The sequence below is a fragment of the Virgibacillus chiguensis genome (genome assembly GCF_900129865.1).
In the GTDB taxonomy this organism is placed as follows: domain Bacteria; phylum Bacillota; class Bacilli; order Bacillales; family Amphibacillaceae; genus Virgibacillus; species Virgibacillus chiguensis.
This window is the reverse complement of the sequence record NZ_FQXD01000005.1, coordinates 180,095-199,994: the sequence shown is the minus strand read 5'-3', so window position 1 is coordinate 199,994 and position 19,900 is coordinate 180,095. Positions and strand designations below refer to the sequence as shown.

Genomic DNA, 19,900 nt, shown 5'->3' with positions numbered 1-19,900 from the left:
TCATCCTGTCGTGAATACGGTAAAGATTGAGACTGACTCCCGCGTCTAAAGACGCAAGCACTCCATCTTATGGTATAAGGGTGGATTCTAGCATGACGAAAATTTACTTTAGCAAAATCATCAGAGGCTTCATATCCCCTCTCCGTAAGCATACAGCTTTTGTAACTTCTTCCTTGCCTCTTTCCCCCAACTTTTTACTGCATCTACAGATACGCCCTCTCTTTCAGCGATGGTCTTTGTCGTCATATCTTCTATAACGAAAAGTTTCAACCATGTCCATTGATTCTTACTTAAAATCGCCTTTGCAACCTGTAGAAGTTCTTCGGCTTCCAGATTAGGGCCTTCTGCATATTTTATCGGATAGGCATTCCCGCCAGATTTGTAATAATTACCAGTCTTTTCTTTTACCCCTTGATATTGTTTATACGCAATTACTTTTTCCTTTTCCCTTGCTTCCTTTCGTACGACGTCAATTAACCGATTACGAATCGTATAATTAAAATACGTAGCAAGCGGACCTTTATCTGGCTGATATTTTTCATACGCATTCCACATCGCCACCAACCCCTCTTGGTAAAATTCATGATGCGGATCACGGATGTTTAATTTATGCAAATGGTAATATATTCTGCGCTCGTTTTGTGCTACAATTTCATCAAATGTCATTGACACAGCTTTTTTCTGCTTCTCCATGAAATCCCCCTCAAAACTGTATTTATCCCGTATATAAGGTACTGTAAGACGATCATTCAAGAATTGGAAGATGCAAGTTGGACAAGTCTAAGTCAAAGATAACAGCACCTAAATTCCCCATTCATTCACCTAACAATTTAGTAGGAGATGAGAGAATCGCCCACACGGATAAGGTTCACTTTATACTTATATTCGAACCCAGTCTGCTAAAAGTAGTATTGGTTCCAATTTTTTCAACTTGATACCATAATAGAACAAACGTTCCCATTTGTAAAGAGGGTTCTTTGTAGTAATTAGTCAGCTAATTACTACAAAGAGAAAAGGAGAAGAAAAAAGCCTCCTCCTAAATCAATAATTCTTTCAAAAAATAAAATTTCTCTTAACAAAGGCGCAAGTATCCGTTTAGCAACGTAACGAGTGGAACGAAGCAACGAAAGTTTTAGGAATCATGGTGAGACGGTGTTGCACGGAACCGATGATGACTTATCGTAGGGCGATTCGTGAAGTCTCCTAGTTGCTGGGCGCTGGAGCCGGACGTGGCTAAATAACTTAGTAAGTTTATCCGCAGCTGCAAAATTTTATAATTTCCTAGACCACGAAAAACTTGGCTTAGCGCCAAATCTTTAGTAGTTTTCTTATATTTTTTCATACTATAAACCTTTAATCTCTTATATTTTTCTATCGTACAAAAAAACTACCTCCACATTTATAGCGGAAGTAGTTTTAATAGGATAAAAATTATCACTTACCGAACTCCTCGTGTTCGTCATGTAAGACAGAGGCATCTTCCATCTTCCCTTTTGCTTCTTTTACAATTGCTTCGAACTCTTTCTTTATTGCTGCCTGATTTTCCTCTGTTTGTTTTTTATTCAGTGATTTTATTAGTTCATCAGCATAACGCTCTAGCTCCTCCGTTCGGGCTGTGATCTCTTGATCTGCTGTGTGAATTAATTTTTGTTCTGCTTCCTGCTTTTTCACTCGTAACGCTTTTCGCAAACGTTCTGTTTGTTCTTTCTCTTCTTTTAAAATAGCCTCATCCACTGTTTGTATCGCATCATCTGTTTTCTGCTGTAACCAATCCGTTACCATACCACCTATATCTTCATCAGCAAAAACAGGATAGAAACTTCCAACTGCTATTAACATACATAGCAAAGAAACAATAATTATTTTTTTAAGATTGGAGTACCTTCTTCGCCTGTAGGTTTCTTTTCTGATGCCCAAAAGCTATTTCTCCTTCCTACACAGAAGTTCCTACTATTCATTGATACCGGAAACAACATCATCAAGCGCTTCTTTTGCTTCATCCTCTAATATTTGCGCTGTTTGGGTAATGATTGTCTGCTGCTCTTCCATTAAGTCTGCAAGCAATGCCGTTACTACCTGCCTTACATCTTCTACTGCCCAATCAATTTGATTTTTTAAGTTACGTGTCGTTATTTCTTCCTGATTACGAAGCTCTGCCTCTATTTGGTCTTGAGCACTTTGAATCGCCGTTTCCAACTCTGTTACCGCTTCCTGTTTGGCAGCAGTCAAATCACTCGTTATTTGATTTCTCGCCTCTTGCCCTAATTCACCAGTATAATGCGTTAAGTCTTCGGAAGCATAATTTAACCCTTCGTCACTTAAACGTTGAATTTCTCCATAGCCATCCAAAAACACATGATAAAATTCCAAACCCATTTGATCTAAAATTTCCCTCGATTCACCATCAAGAGACTCCAGATGCTCTATTTTCGCTGCAACAATTTCTTCTAATGATTCGCTTGTTAGCCTGTCTCTCATTAAATCAATATCCAGCGACGCATCGTTTTTTAACTGTTCATATTCCGCCTCTAACTCTGGCAGTTTACTTTCCCCATATGCCGTAACGTCATCTTCTATGGTAGCAACAGAATTTCCAAACATACCTTCATACCATTCACGTAAATGATCACCTGCCCCTGAACCGGCTAAGACAACACCGGCTCCCGTCAAAATACCTACTCCTACCATTCCAGCAACCACTTTCCCTTTCATTGTTTTTAATCCCCACTTCATAAGCACTTACTCCCCTTTGTTCTATTATTTGAAAGGACTAATAAGTGAAGTCCTATTCATCTACCCAAGATGCAATTTCTGCTTTTACCCCTTCATTCAGTTGCTCGTGAATGTCTGCTTTCTTCTCATTAGAATAATGGTGAAATTTATCTGCTACGCGAAACGTTTCCTTCGCCTTTACGATGCGCTCCGAATAACTATTCTGATAGTCTTCTATTTTCACTTTTCCTTTTCTACGAGCTCGCTCTCCTGCCTGTTTTAATTTCTTTTGCTGTTCGATCCGTAGCAGTTCTTGATGCTCTAATGCATCTTTTCCTATTTGACTCAAATACGTGTTCATCCAGTTGGAAACTATTTCTATCTTGGGGATTTGCTGTAAGTTCCAGCTTTGTATATCTGCTGCAATCCTATTCACTTGCAAGCTTGTACCAATGACTACTAGTAACAAACTAATGCCCAAAATCAACCGTTTTTTCAATTTAAATCACCCTTCGTAGTACGACGTATTAACTATGACATCAACTTCATTTCTCCCTTTGGGACTATCATAGCAGAGTGATTCGATTTTAAAATCAGAATATTATATCATTTTTCATATAGGTTAATAGTTTTGCAATCATACACAAATCTACAAGAAATTTAGGATTGTAGGCAGTTTCTCATACATGAATCAGAATTTTCATCATAATTCATGATAAATTCTCTTATTATTTGTCTATTATCTATCAAACTTTTAGCCTACTTCACAATAAATATTGGCTCGTTGCATAAGAACAAGATCGGTTTAAACGCCCCTCCACCAAGCTTGCTTTTAATAATTATCTGAATTAAAATAATTAAAAGAATATTGTTAGCAAATCTAAAGGAGTGTGTCCATGAGCGTAGAAACAAATTGTGATGTCATTAAAGTGTTGCAACGCGCCAGAAGAAATACATTAGGAGATATACTCTCCCGAACAAGCGAACGAAAGCCTAACCAAATTGCAATCACTTACAAAAACACCGAAGTAACGTATAACAAATTAGATCATCTCGTAAATCAAACCGCACATGCTTTCTTAGCAGACGGAATGAAAAAAGGAGATCGGATTTCTGTTATGTCCAAAAACAGCTTAGAGTTTGTCATTGTAAACTTTGCTCTAGCTCGAATAGGGGCTGTCATGATTCCAATCAATTATATGTTGCATGTAGAAGATATCACCTATATTGTGGATCATGCTGCAGTTACAGGGCTCATCGTTGCTGAAGAGTATATACATTTACTAGATGAAGCAGAATTAAACATGGATATTCCATATCGCTACGTCATGAAGACAAATAGCAAAGCGACCAATGAGAAATGGAAGCGATTAGATGATGTGAGACAAGATCAACCTACATCTCTCGTTGATGTTGATGTGGAAGAAGATGATCTATGTCATGTTTTATATACGAGTGGGACAGAATCACGACCCAAAGGCGTTATGCTCACTCACAAAAGCATTATTAGTGAATATGTAAGTTGTATTGTAGATGGCGATATGCAGCCTGAAGATATTATCATTCATGCGCTGCCACTATATCACAGCGCTCAACTTCATGTGTTTTTAGGCCCGAGCATGTATGTTGGTGCTAGTGGAATCATTCTTGATGGAGCTAATCCAGAAACGATGTTAAAAACAGTCGAAGAGAAAAAAGTTACCCAACTTTTCTGTCCGCCAACCATATGGATTGCTTTATTGCGTCACCCCGATTTTGCAAAGAGAGATTTATCCAGTTTACAAAAATGCTATTATGGAGCAGCAATTATGCCTAGAGAAATACTTAAAGAGTTAACAGAACGCCTACCCAATGCAGGTTTTTGGAACTTTTACGGGCAAACAGAAGTTGCTCCACTTGCTACCGTTCTAAAACCACAGGATCAGCTTCGAAAACTCGGCTCTGCAGGAATCCCTTCGTTAAATGTACAAACAAAAATTGTGGATGAAAATGATGTTGAGGTAGCTCGTGGGAAAGTAGGTGAAATCGTACATCGCACTCCACATGCCATGAAAGGTTACCTTCATGATCCAGGCAAAACAGCAGAGGTGTTTCGCAATGGTTGGTTTCATAGCGGGGATTTAGGTGTAATGGATGAAGAGGGCTATATAACGGTGGTTGATCGTAAAAAGGATATGATCAATACTGGAGGAGTAAACGTATCTAGTCGTGAAGTAGAGGAAGTCATTTATCAGCTAGCAGGCGTGTCGGAGGTTGCTGTCATTAGTATACCAGACCCTTATTGGATTGAAGCTGTCACAGCTATTATTGTCCCTAAACAAGACACACCATTAATAGCGGAAGAAGTGAAAGCATTTTGTAAAGATAGACTATCCAAATTCAAAGTCCCTAAATATATTATTTTTTCAAATACGTTGCCGAAAAATCCTAGCGGTAAAGTACTCAAGCGAGCTTTACGTGAGCAATATGAGGATAAGATAGGGGGAATGTGATGGATGCTTCAACTAGTGGGGAATTTTCTTACTTTCCCCACTGGCTTACTATGCATATAGACAAGCTACATTTTTCAAGCGACCGTTTACGATGCGTATTAATTTGTTAAATCGCCACTTATTTGTTCCCCGCTTCCCAAAGCTTCATCGGATCCTCTTGCCCTTCACGTAGCGGCATTTGAGCGGTAGGTAATGAACGTTCTGCCTTCGGTTTTTGCAAGTCTTCATATATTTTTTCCGAAGTTGTTAAGCCTACTTCCGCCGCATCTTCAACCGATGCACAGTAATACACCTTGTCAATGGATGCAAAATACATTGCTGTTAAACACATAGGACAAGGCTCACCACTTGCATACATCGTGTAACCGGACAAGTCATTCGTTTGTAATTTTTGCTGCGCTTGTCGAATCGCTACGAGTTCCGCATGAGCACTAATATCATAGGTGTGGTGAAGCTCATTTACCCCCTCAGCAACCACTTCCCCATCTTTGACCAATACCGCACCAAACGGCTGTCCACCATGCTTCACATTTGACAGTGCTAACTCTACCGCGCGTTCCATAAACACATCCATTTCCTGCACCTCCATTGTCATCCTAATACATGTTTAGAGCCTACTTCTTCATAATAGTTACACAAATATGGCATCACTTTCCAAGTTCTACCTTTATACAAGTTCCATAGATAAACGTACCATATCAACACACGGAATGCCATTTTCAAAAATAGGTTCAGAATAATGACGTACAAAAAAATCTTTGTCTACGCCAGTTATTCGAAAACCACATTTTTGGTACAGAGCTAACTGATTTATACTCGAATTACCTGTACCAATTTCCAATGTTTTATATCGCTTTTCTTTCGCTTTTTGAATAGCATCCGCAACAAGTTTCTTACCATATCCTTTTCCCTGCTCAGATTTCGCTACAGATATGTTCACCAACTCAGCGGTACTCGGTCTAGTTGGAAGTAAAACATATACACCGATTCTTTTTTCTTGAACTTCTGCAATATAACAATCCCCCCTAGGAAGATATGCTTTTACCAGATCTATTTCCGGATCTGCTTCTAATAATAAATCGAACGGTGGCGCTTCATTCACTCGTAATGGTCGAACCTTCATCTTTTTATTCTCCTTTAACTTTATTTGGAATTACTCATCTTTGCACTCACTATAACACAAGCGAAAGTAGAAAAAAATTCATTTTCTGATAATTGATTTCATGATAAACTTTTAGCAAGGTTAAATAGAAAATAATACCCTTTTCAATTTTCCTTATACTTCACTTCCACATTCTATGACATACAGAGCGCCACCAACATGAGATAAACTTGATGTATTAGGAGGTCGGTTGAACGGTATGCCATTACGGTTCTTTTTAGTACTACTATCGGTTATCTTGCTTTCCATGGTTGGATGCGAGAACAATCATGCACCAAATGCAGATAACAAACAAATGAATAGTAAGGAGGAGAGCGCTTTGAATCAAGAACTAATTCAAGCTGCGGAACGAGGGGAAAAAGCAAAAGTAAAGCAATTGCTTCATGAAGGCGCAAGTATAAATGCAACCGACGATCAAGGAACAACAGCTGTACTTGCTGCCACATATAGCAATGAAGTAGAAACAGTCAGATTGCTCATTGAGAAAGGGGCAGACATAAACAAGCAGGACAATCGGTTGGATAATGTACTACTTTATGCAGGTGCAGAAGGCTTATTAGATATTGTAAAATTAGCGTTAGAAGCAAACGCCGACACATCACTTACAAACCGCTTTGGTGGAACAGCGCTGATTCCTGCAGCAGAACGGGGTCATGTGGATGTAGTAAAAGAATTGCTCACCAACTCAGATACGGATGTTAACCATATTAACAATCTACATTGGACGGCATTAATGGAAGCAGTTGTACTTAGTGACGGCGGTAAAGCCCACCAAGAAATTATTCAATTACTTATTAAATACGGTGCAGATGTAACCATTGCAGACAAAGATGGCGTAACTCCGTTAGAGCACGCGAAAAACAAGGGATTCCATAACATTGTAAAGCTATTAGAAGCAGCGGAGGCGTAAACACACATGTGTGAACTACTCACCACTTAGCTTCGCTTGAAGTGGGAGCTTCTCATTTCCACGACGAAAGCAACCTTTCGTCTCCATGAGCGTTACTTCGGGAAGTTCCTGCCCTAGATGTCCGACGAATCGGAGTTTCTTTCGTACCTTGGATATTTTACGCATGGAAGGATTCGCTTGGTTTTCGCATTATTAGTTTCTCCATGCAACCTCATATATCCAGTTTTCAAAGAACACTTCATGCTCTTATGGTAACATGCGTTCGGTCAATTAGCACGTCTAAAGACGTACTTGACCGAAAGCCAATTCATCTCCACCTTACCGCTGGGATTTCACCCTTCACACGCTTGAAGATGGAGACTTCTTGGCTAAAAACGTTAAAGTTAAGAATGAATGCCTTCCTTAAAATGACGTTTTTGCAGATCCTATCGTGAAAAAATCATACGATTTCCTAAAAATTTTTATAGAGGCTTGGCTTCATCGCCAAGCCCGTTTCTATCTTATTAGTCTGCTTCAAACCCTTCAACGACTAATTTCCCAATCATTTTTCCTGATTCTACTTTCGCATGTGCTTTTCGCAACGTCTCTGCACAAATTGGGGATAATTTTTCTTGCAACGTTGTTTTAATCACATTTTGGTCCATCATTTCACTCGCTTTATTTAATAAAACATGTTGGTTCATTATATCTGGCGTTGTGTATAACGATTTGGTGAACATAAACTCCCATACAAAAGTAGCACTTTTACTTTTAAGCACATTTAAATCAAGCGGCTGTTCATTTTCCACAATGGAACATATCTTGCCTTGAGGTTTAATCACTTCGCCCATCGCTTCCCAATGTTGATCTGTATTATTTAGACATAGGATATAATCTACTTCAAGTAACTGCTTCGTGGCTAATTGTTCTTTTAACGGTTCATAATGGTTTATGATATGATCTGCACCGAGCTGCTTTACCCAATTTTCTGTTTCTGATCTGGAAGCAGTAGCAATGACTTCTAACCCCGCCCATTTTGCAAGTTGAATTGCTATTGATCCTACGCCACCAGCTCCGCCAATGATTAAAATGCTCATAGCATTATTTTCCTGTTTATTTTCTGGATGAATAGCTAGTCGTTCGAATAATGCTTCCCAAGCAGTTATCGTCGTTAACGGCATTGCAGCAGCTTCAGCAAAAGATAATGATGTCGGCTTCTTCCCAACAATTCGCTCGTCCACAAGATGATACTCGCTATACGTACCGGGTCTATTAATTGCACCAGCATAAAACACTTCATCGCCAGGTTGGAATAGTTCACAATCTTCCCCAACTTCGACAACGACGCCACTCGCATCCCAGCCTAACACTTTCGGTGTCTCTTCTTTCTTTTCTTTGGGCGCACGCACCTTCACGTCTACTGGATTAATGGAAATAGCGTTTATTTTAACTAACAAATCTTTTCCTGTTGCTGTCGGTTTCGTTGCTTTAAAATCAAATAAACTATCTTCTCGCTCAATTGGTAAATACTCTAGCAAGCCCACTGCTTTCATATCAATCATCTCCTTAGGTTTTTATTTTAGAATAAGAAATACTTGTCGTATAACCTTAAACTTTATGGTTTACTATAGTATAAGAGTAAACGCAAAATAATGTAAGAAGGCACATAAATGTTGTATAGTAACATTAATGTAACCTATGCATGTTTTTATAAGGTACTTTCCTTCAAAGGCTGTTAGTCTTATCCAAATATATGTGCTAATTTTATACCTTATCACTAGCCGACATATATGATGCTTTAAAAGCGGATATTATAGAAAAAAGTTGTTGCTTTTTTATACTATAACCTTTTCGTGTGAAAAACATGCTTTTAGAAACTAAATAACGAGAGTATACGCACGGGGTTTTTCCCCTTGAAATTAAAATCCGAATTAGGTGGTGGGTAAAGATGAGAAACAGAAAAAGTGGATACGGGTGTCCTGAAGGCTGTCCAGTAGAAGCCACGTTAGATGTTATTGGCGGAAAATGGAAAGGTGTCATCTTATATCATTTGCTAGATGGTAAAAAGCGTTTCAACGAATTACGTCGCTTCATTCCAGGTATAACCCAACGGATGCTATCCTTGCAATTAAGTGAGTTAGAACAAGACGGTGTCATCAGTCGTACAGTGTTTCCAGAAGTGCCCCCACGCGTTGAATACGCTATGACAGAATTTGGTACAACATTAGAACCCATTATTACGCAAATGAAAAAATGGGGAGATCAATATAAAGCAAACATGTTAGAAAAGAAGCAAAAAAGGCAGTGACTATAGAGAGCAAACTGGACATAATTTAGCATTCCTATAGTATTTGAGACATTCGGCTGATTGCCACGTTTTATAGAAAAATATGTAATTTCCCTCAAGCTATAATCCTTTACATTTTATTTTACAGTGCAAAAAGAGAAAGAGAGCATACAAGGGTGCCCTCTTTCTTGTTATAGCTTTGGTATGGATTTTGACTGTTGAACCATCTCAATTTCTATTCCTCGCTCCATCCTACGAGCGCTAAGAGATGTAAAAATTGCTCCAACTCCTCCAGAAACAACGACCATTACTACAATACCTGCGATAATGACTAGCACCGGACTCGCCTCTTTCCATATTAACACCGTATGAACAAAGTTTGCTACCACGTTTACGACACCGGTATTGTCGTTTGCTATTTCCTGAATAAATGCTTTTGCTTCTATAGGAAGTAATAATAGAACGTATGGTATAAGCGCTAAAAATAGATACATATAGGAAGCGACAAATAAAATGAGCGCGGTGCCAAACTTTAAACGATTCTGTGGATTTTCTGGATTATATTTTGCTCCAATTGCACCAAACCATAAGCCGATGCCGCTAATACCAATGGATAATACAGCTTTTAAAGCAATACCTCCAACAAATGGCAACAAAGACCATCCTAGTAACACACCGAGTATAATCTCCACCACGGTCAATACAACAAATGGTATAAGCCAACTAATCCATAATTTCCCTATTGCTATTTCTCGACCTGACAAAGGAAGGATTTGCAAGATCCAAAGATTTTTCCCTTCTCTAGCTATAGAAGAACTGGCTATTTGACCATTCAACATCGCATAAAGAAGCAAGAGTAAAACTTGCGCAATTGGCCATGTTATTTCCGCAGATCCGCGAAATTCGCTTAAACTTCCACCCCCAGCTATAACAGCAAATAGATAACCAACAAAGAAGAAAAGTAGCGGCATAAACACGAGCCATTCCCTCAAATCACGCTTCATTACATACCATTCTTTTTTACCGACGGCAATGATTGGATGGCGGGGTTCAGCCGCAGATGTTTTAAACGTCTCTTTCTTCTTCCTTTTTCCTCCACCTTCACTTAATTTAATCCAACCTGTACGAAATCCTTTTTCAACAAAAACAGAAGCGATTAAAACCGAAATGATAGCCAATGCTAGAGTCAAACCTAAAGGTAATACAAAAGAAAACGACCCTATGCTTGCTTCCGATACAGCTCTGCTTGCCCATGTAAGCGGAACCCAATTCGGAAATAATGGCAGCCCAGCTAACATTAATTCCGACAGCGAACGCTCTGACAACATGTCTGGCAACATAATAAGCAAATAGACAAATAAACCAGAAAACATACTCATCACAGTCATAAACTCATTCGCTCGACTACCCGGGATAATTTGAATTAATAACAAATTGATTAAATAAGCAACGGATAACCCGATCATCATCACTGCGAGCAAGACAAGAAGCGTAACTGGATAAAATAATAGACTTACCCCAACTGTTGCTCCATAAGTAAACAACGGAACGATAACGAAGATACATAACATAAGTGGTGTACCTGCAAGGCTTTGCAAATATTTGGTCCAAAAAATATAGGTTGTTGGAATCGGCATCGTGAACAATAAATTTAAGTCTGTTGCTGCATATAATTGCTTAAATACTTGCGGTAAGCCAAACAGTATAAGAAAACCAATCATTGCTAACATGCCATATGCAAGTACTCCTTCAAAAACAGCCCCCGTTAATGAACCACTAATTTGAATAATACCCTTCGTTATCCAAGCGATGAAAAAACCAATTACTAAGAAGCTAATAACATAAACAGCGTATGTTTTAGTCGGTTGTGATTTCATCGTATTCATAAATATTTTCCATTGATTAGCTAGTAAGACGCTCATCATTGGCTGTCACCTTGATTTGTTAATCCTTGAATAACTTTCTGATGATCCTCCCCACCTGTTAACTCTAGGAAAATATCCTCTAAACTCTTATTGGCATATTCGCCTCTGCTTCTCAATTCTTCCATCGTTCCTAAAGCTATTATATTACCTTCAAATATTATACCGATACGATCACACATTTGCTCAGCGATCTCCAATATATGTGTGGATAAAAATGCCGTCATGCCTTGATCGCATCGTTGGCGTAATAGATTTTTCAACGCTCTAGCACTTTTCGGATCTAAACCAACTGTCGGCTCATCTAAAAACAACACGTCAGGGCGGTGTACGAAGGCACCACACATAGCAATCTTTTGCTTCATTCCGTGAGAGTAGCTTTCAATTAAATCATTTGCACATTCCGTTAGACCAAACATCTCTAATAGCTTCTTCGCTTCAACTTGAAAATCGCTTTTTGGCATGCGGTATACCGAGGCAATAAATTCAAGATAATCCCACCCCGTCAACTTCGGATAAATATTAGGCTGGTCAGGCACATAAGCGATATGTTTCTTTGCTTCAAGCGGATTTTTCCAAATATCAATTCCAACAATTCGCGCTATACCGCTGGAGGGCTCTAACAATCCAGTTAGCATCTTAATCGTTGTCGTTTTCCCAGCACCATTTGGACCAAGGAATCCAAATAGCTCTCCCTTTTTCACTTCTAATGAAATATCCTGAACAGCCTTATGCTTGCGGTAAGTCTTTGCTAAGTTCATTAACTTTATCGCTTCCATTATCGTCTCACCTTTCATTTATAAGTTATTTTTCTATTTAAAAGCTTGGCTTATCGCTCACTTTTAGCGGGCGATAAAGTTTAAGCTTGTTTTATAAAAACTTAGCTATCGCCAAGTCTTTATACCAAGAAACATCGTTTTTCTTTTACGACACATTTTTTCCTATATTTTAAAATACGAACTTATTTACATATTAAAAAGGTTGCTCAGCAAATATGACATAATAATTTCCTATAGTATAACAAATCCATATTCATCTGGACATTATATTTTTTAAAGATAGCATCATTTCACCTTCAAGATACATCCGACACTTTTTATTTTCCTCTATTGGAGGTAGAAAAGCTACTTACTTTGAAAGTATTTTCATGAAAACGCATAAAAAAGATACTTTATACAGAATTACTTGTAGATATATACATTACACAAAGACACACATATAATGAAAACATAGCTAATTAGCCAAGATCTATTCGCATTCTTATTGTATCTAGATACATGAAAAACAATGAAAGGGAGCATGACTAAGTGTATTCCTTTCCCAATCTTTATTTAAAGAAAACAACTACAGAAAGGTGAGCTACCATGTCTAAAAAGAAAATTGTTGGTGTTACAGCTTGTTCAGCCGGAATAGCCCATACGTATATGGCCGCCGAATCTTTAGAAAAGGCTGGCGTTGCTAAAGGTTACGACATCAAAGTGGAAACACAAGGTTCCATCGGTGTCGAAAACAAACTAACTGCTCAGGAAATTGAAGCAGCTGACGTAGTAATACTAGCTGTAGAAATTAATATCGATATGACACGTTTTGCAGGTAAGCGTGTATTAAGAGTACGAGCAGCAGAAGCAATTAAAAATCCTGAGGCTTTAATTGAAAAGGCTTTAAATGAGGCTCCTATTTACGGAGAAAAGGGAACAAAAGCGGGAGTAGCAAAGATGGGCAAAACAGAAGAAGGCGGTTTCTTCCAGCATATTATGGCAGGCATTTCCTACATGATCCCAATGGTTATTGCTTCCGGACTTATTTTAGCTATTGCCAATGTATACGCATTCCAAAAAGATGATGCAGGAAGAATTGTCAACTGGGGTTTTGATACTTCTACATTTATGGGCGATTTAATGTCCAACTTGTTCAGTGTTGGGCAAGTCGGTTTCCTATTAATGATCCCTTTGTTTGCTGGATTTGTTGCGAACTCTATTGCCGGAAAGCCAGCGATTGCAGCTGCCATGATTGGAACCTATATTGCCAATGATGCAGAAATGCTTGGCGCTGAAGCTGGTGGAGGATTTTTAGCAGCTATTCTAGTTGCCTTTGCAGCTGGTTATCTCGTCAAAGGGCTTAAAAAAATTCCGTATCCAAAAATTATTCAGCCTATCGTACCAATTATGCTACTACCATTAGTAAGTACATTACTTATTTCTATTTTTGTCCTATACGTAATTGGAAATCCAATGGCCTCGATGATGGACTTCTTATATGAAGGGTTAACGACTTTAAATGAGAATTATGCGGCAGCACCAGTAATTGTAGGTATTATTATTGGCGCAATGGTCGGCTTTGACCTTGGTGGACCAATTAATAAAACAGCCCTTGTTTTTGGTACAGCAGTCTTTACGGACACCGTTGCTAAATATGGCATTGAAGGTGCTAACTTTGTACCACAGACAGCAACTCAAGCAGCGATTTCCGTTGCTCCACTTGGAATATGGCTTGCCTCTATACTCTTTAAAAAGAAATTTTCACCAACCGAAAAAGTATCTGCACATAGTGCATTTGGTATGGGGATGGTTGGTGTAACAGAAGGTGCTATACCTTTTGCGGCACAAGACCCCATTCGAATGATCCCTGCCTTTGTTGCTGGTTCAGCAGTTGCTGGAGGACTTGCAGCAGGATTAGGCGCCAAATTTTACGGCGGTATCGGCTCTCCACTTGGTACATTTGTCGGATATATTGAACAGCCTATTCCTTTTGTTACATGGATTTTCAGTGTCATGACAGGGGTACTCGTTACAGCCGTTATTATTGGATTCACAAAGAAAAAGGTGGAATAAATCATGGTGACATCGATCTTAGATATACAACATATTACTTTTGATTCTTCCGTAACGACAAAAGATGAAGCTTTACAATTTATTGCTGATTTTGCCAAAGAAAAAGAGATTGTTAAATCGGCTAAAGCTTATTATAAAGGTCTAAAAAAACGTGAGCAAGAGGTTACGACAGGTTTTAAGAGCTCCATTGCTATTCCTCACTGTAAGCATAAAACAGTGAAGAAACCTGCACTGATGTTAGTGAAATTTGCGAATCCAATTGAGTGGGAATCGATGGATCATCAACCTGTTCATATGACGTTCGCCCTTGCGATTCCTGAAGGGGAAAATCAAGAGCATCTCACATTACTCAGTACAATTTCTCGGGCATTAATTGATGAGACATTTACAAAATCGATTATAGAAGCTGCAACAGCTGAGGAATTACATGCGACTATTCAAAATAAATTACTTGCTCAAAGTGACTAACAGATTAGGGTGTTGTTGAAATGAAAACGAAAATTCATGTGATCGCTCATACACATTGGGACTATGAGTGGTATTTTACAAGTAGCGAATCATTTATCCAGCTGTGCTACCATGTAGATGAGGTAATCAAAGCGTTAGAAGATGGTGTCCTCGACTACTATATGCTGGACGGACAGATGAGTATTGTGGAAGATTACCTGGAGGTACACCCAGATAAACAACAAACATTACAATCACTCATCGCGGCTGGAAAATTAAAAGTTGGTCCTTGGTACACACAATCCGATCAAATGATTATTCGTGGTGAATCGCTCGTCCGCAATTTGCAGCTTGGTATTGAATCTGGAGATGCATTAGGCGGAGCAGATCGATTAGGGTATATCCCAGATGCGTTCGGACAATCCATTGATATGCCAAAGATTTTCTCACAATTTGCGATTGATAAAGCTGTCTTTTGGCGTGGGTTGTCCTCTGACCAATTAAACACTAGAGAATTCTACTGGCAGTCAGAGGATGGGTCTAATCTATTAACCTACAATATAAAAGATGGTTACTTTGTCGGTGTACAACTCATTGAAGTAGACTATGCAAAGCCTTTATTAGAGCAAATAAAACAGAATACCACCTCATCTCATATTGCTCTACCGGTGGGCGGGGATCAACGATATGTCGATTTTAATTTAAAAGAACGGATTGCTCACTATAACGAACAACTTACAGATGATCACTTCATCGAAAGTAACTACGATCATCTATTTGCAGCCATGGAGAACGAAGCTAGGACTTTACCAACTGTCCAAGGGGAATTATTGAATGCGGAGGTTTCTAAAATTCATCGTTCTATTTACTCATCTCGCTATGATCACAAATATTTGAACGATAAAATAGAACGTCGATTAATTTTTCAAATCGAGCCATTAATGAGCCTAGCAGACCAGCTAGGAATTCCATATAAACAAGCGCTTATAGATAAAATTTGGAAATTAACATTACGTAATCACGCTCATGATAGTGCTGGTGGCTGTAATAGCGATAAAACAAACCAAGCCATTTTACAACGCTTTATTGAAGCTGACCAACTTTCCTATTCTGTCGTCGATTACTTAACAAGAAAAATCAGTGAATCAAGGAAAAATGTAAAAAATAATCAAGTAACTATCTTTAACACGTTACCAATAATCAGAGAGCAAGTTATTACCATTGCTTTATCATTACCAGTGACGAGCTTTTCTATATATCATGGAGAGCAAAAATTGGATTATGACATCCGAAATATAACGAAGCATTCCAATGCACCGATTCGTAAAACAATCGATCCTGCTCCTGCATCGTATTATTACGAAATCGAAATTGCCTTGCCTGTAAAATTACAACCGCTTGGCTATGAAGTACTTGATATTGTATTGGAAGAAGATCGTCTGGAAACAGTTCCTGCTTCCGAGAAGCAAGAGGTCACTCCAAATACGATTGAAAATGAATATTATCAAGTTCAAGTTAAGAATGGCAGTGTTCACGTTCTCGACAAAGAAAGTAACACCTTATATCCTGATTTCTTACTTGTTGAAGATGCTGGTGATGACGGGGATAACTACGACTACTCGCAACCAGAAAATGACTGGAAATTACAATTTAAATTTGACACAGCTAGTGTTTCTAGCAATCCAGGAACTTGGAAAAGCACACTGAAACTGAACGGAAATTTTGTTGTTCCTAAAAACCAGCACGAACGCGAACAAGGAACTGCTACAGCATTGATTCCTTACACCTGCACTATTGGGTTAGAAGCGCATAAGCAAGCTGTAGATATTCATTTGAAAATAAATAATCAAGCAATGGATCATCGCATGCGCTTACTAATAAATGGTGGAGTAAATACAGAGGAAAGTATTGCTGATACACCTTTTGGGACTATATCTCGTCCTGTAACTGACCCTAACTTCAAACATTGGCAGGAAAAGGGCTGGAAAGAAGAGCCAACAGGTATTTATCCGATGCTTAGCTTTGTTCAATTGCATGACCAACAGAAAAGCGTGACCGCCTTTACAAAAGGGATCAAAGAATACGAAATTATCGGTTCTAAAGAAAAAGATATAGCACTCACGCTATTTCGTGCAGTAGGCTATCTTGGTAAACCTGATTTGAAACGGCGACCAGGTGTGGCTTCTGGTAATCAGTTCAAATATATCGAAACACCTGATAGCCAATTGCTTAAATCATTAACATTTAAGGTCTCTATTCGCATTGGACGTACGTGTCATGAAGCTTGTGCATTTGCAGATTACCAAAAATATGCCATATCGATTCCTTACTATCAACAGCAAAGCTTAAACCAATTTACGAATACGCTAAAATACTTTGTGATGCAACCACTCCCTTTTCAAGTACCAGAAACCTATTCGTTGGTGGATGCGACAAATGTGAAACAAGTTGTATTTAGTTCATGTAAGAAAGCACGTCAAAGTAAAGGAATGATCTTACGCTTTTTCAACCCGACAAACCAAGCTTTGGAAGATGGTGGCGAGCTAACCTGCAAAGAAAACGTCCGCTTTTGGCAGTTTACAACGATGGAAGAGAAACTGGATAAATCTAACCAAAAAAGTAGCCAAACCATTCATTTAGGAAGCTTTAAGCCAAAAGAAGTTAAAACAATATATATCGAATTTAAATAATCATATAGAACTATCTAGCTTGTGCGGACCTTCTTATCATCTATTTAGAGAGGGATATTTTCTTCCCTCTCTAAATGTAAAAACGAATGAACAAAGGCTCGGGGCGCCCGTTTAGCAACGTAGCGAGTGGAGCGAATCAACTGAAGTTTTAGGAATTACGCTCCTGCAACAGGAGTATGCCGGCGCCCTACGGCAAGCCCGTCTTTAGTCGGCCTTCCTATTTAGAACGAACCGATGATGACTTATCGTAAGGCAATTCGTGAAGTCGCCTAGTTGCTGGTCGATGGAGCCGGACGTGGCTCATTCGGTTATTTGGTTAACCCATAGCATCCAATTTTTATACTTTCTTATCCCTTAAAAAAAGCGTGAGACGAATTACTGTATAGACGCTAGGTCGTAAGAATATATTATAATGGAATCAATCAATACATGATAATAAGGTCTAAATAAAGTGGGTGATACGGTTGATTAACAGTGATCTATTTTTATTAATTGAAAGTTCTAGATTAAAATTTACAGTAGTAGATGAGCAAATTGCTGCTTATTTCTTAGAAGGAAATCCTCCTCTCAAGCAGTCGGCAATTGCAAAAAAAATAAATGTATCTACTGCTTCTATTACAAGGTTTTGTCAGAAAATAGGCTTTGAAAACTATAAGGAATTTATCTATGCCTATCGAAATGCGTTAGAAGAACACACCATTGATAAAAACAATGTGACACATAATCTTAAATTTCGTTATAAAGAATTGATTAATACGATTGATAACAATATAGATATACAAGATATTCAAACGGTATGCGAATATATTTACAATCATAAGATCATTCATGTGTACGGCTTAGGATTAAGCGCAATTGCTGGAGCTGATTTCAAATTTCGTTTTACTAGGATTGGTAAATTTATTGAAGTAGTGCAAGATCATAATTCCATCGAGATGGTCTCTTCCCTTTTAAATGAAAATAATTTAGTTATTTATTTGTCGTTACGAGCAGAAAACCAATATGTTCTTGACTCCCTACAACAGCTTAAACAACAAGGGACATCGATTGTTATGATCACTTCAAATCATTCAGAAGAAATAAAAGAACTGGCAAATGTTACTTTACTAACTTCAAGTTTACAAAACACAAATGAAGTTGGACAAATCTCGGTACAGATCCCGCTGCTCATTATTATTGATATGATTTATTCGCAGTACATTAGCATGTACAGAGAAAATATAAGCAAGTGGATTCATACGGAACACGCTTATAGACAGGGTCACAACATGAAGAATAAGCGATTCTAAACATAAATTGCTCAGGGCTTAAAGTTCGCCACTAAATAAGCCTACTACTGTGTTTCAACAAAGGTTTTTGAAAAGAAACTTTTGCGGTTAGAAAAACTTGACTTGTCGCCAAGTCTTATGGCGAAAGGCGTAGTTTTTCTTATACTAAAAACCAAAAAATCTGATGCTTTCCTATAGTGCTATAACAGCTAAGCATTTTCTACTTTACGATCGTGTAAATAAACACAAGATCTAATGAGCTACAAGGTAAAAGAAAAGAGGCTATACTAATGAAACAATACCTTGCATTTGACTTTGGCGGAACGTATGTCAAATACGCGGTAATCGATGAAGAAGCAAACATTTCTTTAGAAGACAAAACCCCAACTCCCGATCATTTACAAGATTTACTGGATTTTATCCAACAAACGGTGCAGCAAGTAAAACAAAAGGCAAACATTCACGGGCTGGCTGTTAGTTGTCCAGGAACGATTACAGCTGATGGTGAAGTACAAGGAACAAGTGCCATCCCTTATTTACACGACATCGCTTTAAAAAAAGTACTGCATGAAGCGACAGGTATGCCAGTCGCAGTGGAAAATGACGCAAACTGTGCAGCTCTTGCGGAGTTATGGAAAGGCGGCGCTGTTGGACTCCAAGATGTATTGGTCATTGTCATTGGCACAGGTATTGGTGGTGCTATCATTTCTAATGGTGCATTATACCGTGGGGCACATCTTTATGGCGGAGAGTTCGGCTACGCTATTTTGTTTGCCGACCCAAAAAGCAAACGAATCGATTATTGGAGTCAGATGGGCTCTACTTCTGCCATCGTAAGAAAAGTCGCCGAACAAAAAGGGATGTCAACAAAGTCGCTCTCTGGAGAAAACATTTTTGCCATGGCTAAAAATGGAGATGAGATTTGTCAGCAAGCTATCGAGGAATTTTATTTTGTTTTAGCAACAGGCATATACAACTTACAGCATATATATGATCCTGAACTTATTTTGATCGGTGGGGGCATTAGTGCAAGACAAGATTTTATGTCTTCCCTTTCTACTAGCATACAGGATGTTCAACAGTCAATGGGAATAGGAAACCCGCACGGAAAAGTAACTACTTGTACTTTTTTACAACAGGCAAATCTTATCGGGGCAACCTATCATTTCCTTCAATCTAAATCATAAGAAAAGGTGGTAA

General features: G+C 38.5%; 18 protein-coding genes. 8 read left to right on the top strand and 10 right to left on the bottom strand.

Features of this window, described 5'->3' with window-relative positions; genetic code table 11:
• Positions 1-129: 129 nt before the first annotated feature.
• The 4 genes from BUB45_RS07850 to BUB45_RS07835 form a co-directional block, all read right to left on the bottom strand.
• Complete coding sequence (locus BUB45_RS07850; protein WP_073007023.1) at positions 130-693, bottom strand: sigma-70 family RNA polymerase sigma factor; 564 nt, start codon at positions 691-693, stop codon at positions 130-132.
• Between the two features lie 741 nt (positions 694-1,434).
• Positions 1,435-1,917, bottom strand: coding sequence for a hypothetical protein (locus BUB45_RS07845; protein WP_073007021.1), 483 nt, complete (start codon positions 1,915-1,917; stop codon positions 1,435-1,437).
• 33 nt (positions 1,918-1,950) lie between these two features.
• Positions 1,951-2,733: a hypothetical protein gene (locus BUB45_RS07840; RefSeq protein WP_073007020.1), complete on the bottom strand. Its 783-nt coding sequence runs from the start codon at positions 2,731-2,733 to the stop codon at positions 1,951-1,953.
• Positions 2,734-2,785: 52 nt separating this feature from the next.
• Complete coding sequence (locus BUB45_RS07835; protein ID WP_073007018.1) at positions 2,786-3,211, bottom strand: hypothetical protein; 426 nt, start codon at positions 3,209-3,211, stop codon at positions 2,786-2,788.
• Positions 3,212-3,608: 397 nt separating this feature from the next.
• Here BUB45_RS07835 and BUB45_RS07830 point away from each other — a divergent pair, with 397 nt between their 5' ends.
• The gene (locus BUB45_RS07830) at positions 3,609-5,204 is read left to right on the top strand and encodes a fatty acyl-CoA synthetase (protein ID WP_073007016.1); all 1,596 of its coding nucleotides are present in this window, start codon (positions 3,609-3,611) and stop codon (positions 5,202-5,204) included.
• Positions 5,205-5,322: 118 nt separating this feature from the next.
• On the opposite strand, the gene BUB45_RS07825 is transcribed toward BUB45_RS07830, so the two are convergent.
• Both BUB45_RS07825 and BUB45_RS07820 read right to left on the bottom strand, forming a co-directional pair.
• Complete coding sequence (locus BUB45_RS07825; RefSeq protein WP_073007014.1) at positions 5,323-5,778, bottom strand: nucleoside deaminase; 456 nt, start codon at positions 5,776-5,778, stop codon at positions 5,323-5,325.
• Positions 5,779-5,871: 93 nt separating this feature from the next.
• The gene (locus BUB45_RS07820) at positions 5,872-6,327 is read right to left on the bottom strand and encodes a GNAT family N-acetyltransferase (RefSeq protein ID WP_073007013.1); all 456 of its coding nucleotides are present in this window, start codon (positions 6,325-6,327) and stop codon (positions 5,872-5,874) included.
• 358 nt (positions 6,328-6,685) lie between these two features.
• Between BUB45_RS07820 and BUB45_RS07815 the strand changes: the two genes are divergently transcribed.
• Positions 6,686-7,276 carry an ankyrin repeat domain-containing protein gene (locus tag BUB45_RS07815; protein ID WP_073007199.1) on the top strand — a complete coding sequence of 197 codons (591 nt, stop codon included), beginning with the start codon at positions 6,686-6,688 and terminating at the stop codon, positions 7,274-7,276.
• A 15-nt stretch (positions 7,277-7,291) separates the two neighbouring features.
• Here the strand turns inward: BUB45_RS07815 and BUB45_RS20145 are convergent, their stop codons facing one another.
• Positions 7,292-7,441, bottom strand: coding sequence for a hypothetical protein (locus BUB45_RS20145; RefSeq protein WP_176087306.1), 150 nt, complete (start codon positions 7,439-7,441; stop codon positions 7,292-7,294).
• A 338-nt stretch (positions 7,442-7,779) separates the two neighbouring features.
• Positions 7,780-8,808, bottom strand: a complete 1,029-nt coding sequence (locus tag BUB45_RS07810) for a zinc-binding alcohol dehydrogenase family protein (protein ID WP_073007011.1) — start codon at positions 8,806-8,808, stop codon at positions 7,780-7,782.
• A 395-nt stretch (positions 8,809-9,203) separates the two neighbouring features.
• Between BUB45_RS07810 and BUB45_RS07805 the strand changes: the two genes are divergently transcribed.
• Positions 9,204-9,563, top strand: a complete 360-nt coding sequence (locus BUB45_RS07805; protein WP_073007009.1) for a winged helix-turn-helix transcriptional regulator — start codon at positions 9,204-9,206, stop codon at positions 9,561-9,563.
• A 170-nt stretch (positions 9,564-9,733) separates the two neighbouring features.
• On the opposite strand, the gene BUB45_RS07800 is transcribed toward BUB45_RS07805, so the two are convergent.
• The gene (locus BUB45_RS07800) at positions 9,734-11,467 is read right to left on the bottom strand and encodes a putative ABC transporter permease subunit (protein ID WP_073007007.1); all 1,734 of its coding nucleotides are present in this window, start codon (positions 11,465-11,467) and stop codon (positions 9,734-9,736) included.
• Positions 11,464-12,243 carry an ABC transporter ATP-binding protein gene (locus tag BUB45_RS07795; RefSeq protein ID WP_073007005.1) on the bottom strand — a complete coding sequence of 260 codons (780 nt, stop codon included), beginning with the start codon at positions 12,241-12,243 and terminating at the stop codon, positions 11,464-11,466. Before BUB45_RS07795 ends, BUB45_RS07800 begins: the two co-directional genes overlap by 4 nt.
• 585 nt (positions 12,244-12,828) lie before the next feature.
• Here BUB45_RS07795 and BUB45_RS07790 point away from each other — a divergent pair.
• The 5 genes from BUB45_RS07790 (at position 12,829) to BUB45_RS07770 (ending at position 19,887) form a co-directional block, all read left to right on the top strand.
• A complete protein-coding gene (locus tag BUB45_RS07790) occupies positions 12,829-14,295 on the top strand; it encodes a PTS fructose transporter subunit IIC (protein WP_073007003.1) in 1,467 nt (488 codons plus the stop codon).
• A 3-nt stretch (positions 14,296-14,298) separates the two neighbouring features.
• Complete coding sequence (locus tag BUB45_RS07785) at positions 14,299-14,763, top strand: PTS sugar transporter subunit IIA (protein ID WP_073007002.1); 465 nt, start codon at positions 14,299-14,301, stop codon at positions 14,761-14,763.
• A gap of 20 nt (positions 14,764-14,783) precedes the next feature.
• Positions 14,784-17,432 (top strand): glycoside hydrolase family 38 N-terminal domain-containing protein, encoded by a 2,649-nt coding sequence (locus BUB45_RS07780; protein ID WP_073007000.1) that lies wholly within the window; start codon positions 14,784-14,786, stop codon positions 17,430-17,432.
• 464 nt (positions 17,433-17,896) lie between these two features.
• The gene (locus BUB45_RS07775) at positions 17,897-18,721 is read left to right on the top strand and encodes a MurR/RpiR family transcriptional regulator (protein ID WP_139300111.1); all 825 of its coding nucleotides are present in this window, start codon (positions 17,897-17,899) and stop codon (positions 18,719-18,721) included.
• Positions 18,722-18,990: 269 nt separating this feature from the next.
• Complete coding sequence (locus BUB45_RS07770; RefSeq protein ID WP_073006999.1) at positions 18,991-19,887, top strand: ROK family protein; 897 nt, start codon at positions 18,991-18,993, stop codon at positions 19,885-19,887.
• Positions 19,888-19,900 lie beyond the last annotated feature (13 nt).

Bases quoted from the DNA above. Each gene is read 5' to 3' on its own strand.
- BUB45_RS07850 (WP_073007023.1), bottom strand. From the start codon at position 693: ATGGAGAAGCAGAAAAAAGCTGTGTCAATGACATTTGATGAAATTGTA.
- BUB45_RS07840 (WP_073007020.1), bottom strand. From the start codon at position 2,733: ATGAAGTGGGGATTAAAAACAATGAAAGGGAAAGTGGTTGCTGGAATG.
- BUB45_RS07830 (WP_073007016.1), top strand. From the start codon at position 3,609: ATGAGCGTAGAAACAAATTGTGATGTCATTAAAGTGTTGCAACGCGCC.
- BUB45_RS07825 (WP_073007014.1), bottom strand. From the start codon at position 5,778: ATGGATGTGTTTATGGAACGCGCGGTAGAGTTAGCACTGTCAAATGTG.
- BUB45_RS07820 (WP_073007013.1), bottom strand. From the start codon at position 6,327: ATGAAGGTTCGACCATTACGAGTGAATGAAGCGCCACCGTTCGATTTA.
- BUB45_RS20145 (WP_176087306.1), bottom strand. From the start codon at position 7,441: ATGCGTAAAATATCCAAGGTACGAAAGAAACTCCGATTCGTCGGACAT.
- BUB45_RS07810 (WP_073007011.1), bottom strand. From the start codon at position 8,808: ATGAAAGCAGTGGGCTTGCTAGAGTATTTACCAATTGAGCGAGAAGAT.
- BUB45_RS07805 (WP_073007009.1), top strand. From the start codon at position 9,204: ATGAGAAACAGAAAAAGTGGATACGGGTGTCCTGAAGGCTGTCCAGTA.
- BUB45_RS07800 (WP_073007007.1), bottom strand. From the start codon at position 11,467: ATGATGAGCGTCTTACTAGCTAATCAATGGAAAATATTTATGAATACG.
- BUB45_RS07795 (WP_073007005.1), bottom strand. From the start codon at position 12,243: ATGGAAGCGATAAAGTTAATGAACTTAGCAAAGACTTACCGCAAGCAT.
- BUB45_RS07790 (WP_073007003.1), top strand. From the start codon at position 12,829: ATGTCTAAAAAGAAAATTGTTGGTGTTACAGCTTGTTCAGCCGGAATA.
- BUB45_RS07785 (WP_073007002.1), top strand. From the start codon at position 14,299: ATGGTGACATCGATCTTAGATATACAACATATTACTTTTGATTCTTCC.
- BUB45_RS07780 (WP_073007000.1), top strand. From the start codon at position 14,784: ATGAAAACGAAAATTCATGTGATCGCTCATACACATTGGGACTATGAG.
- BUB45_RS07770 (WP_073006999.1), top strand. From the start codon at position 18,991: ATGAAACAATACCTTGCATTTGACTTTGGCGGAACGTATGTCAAATAC.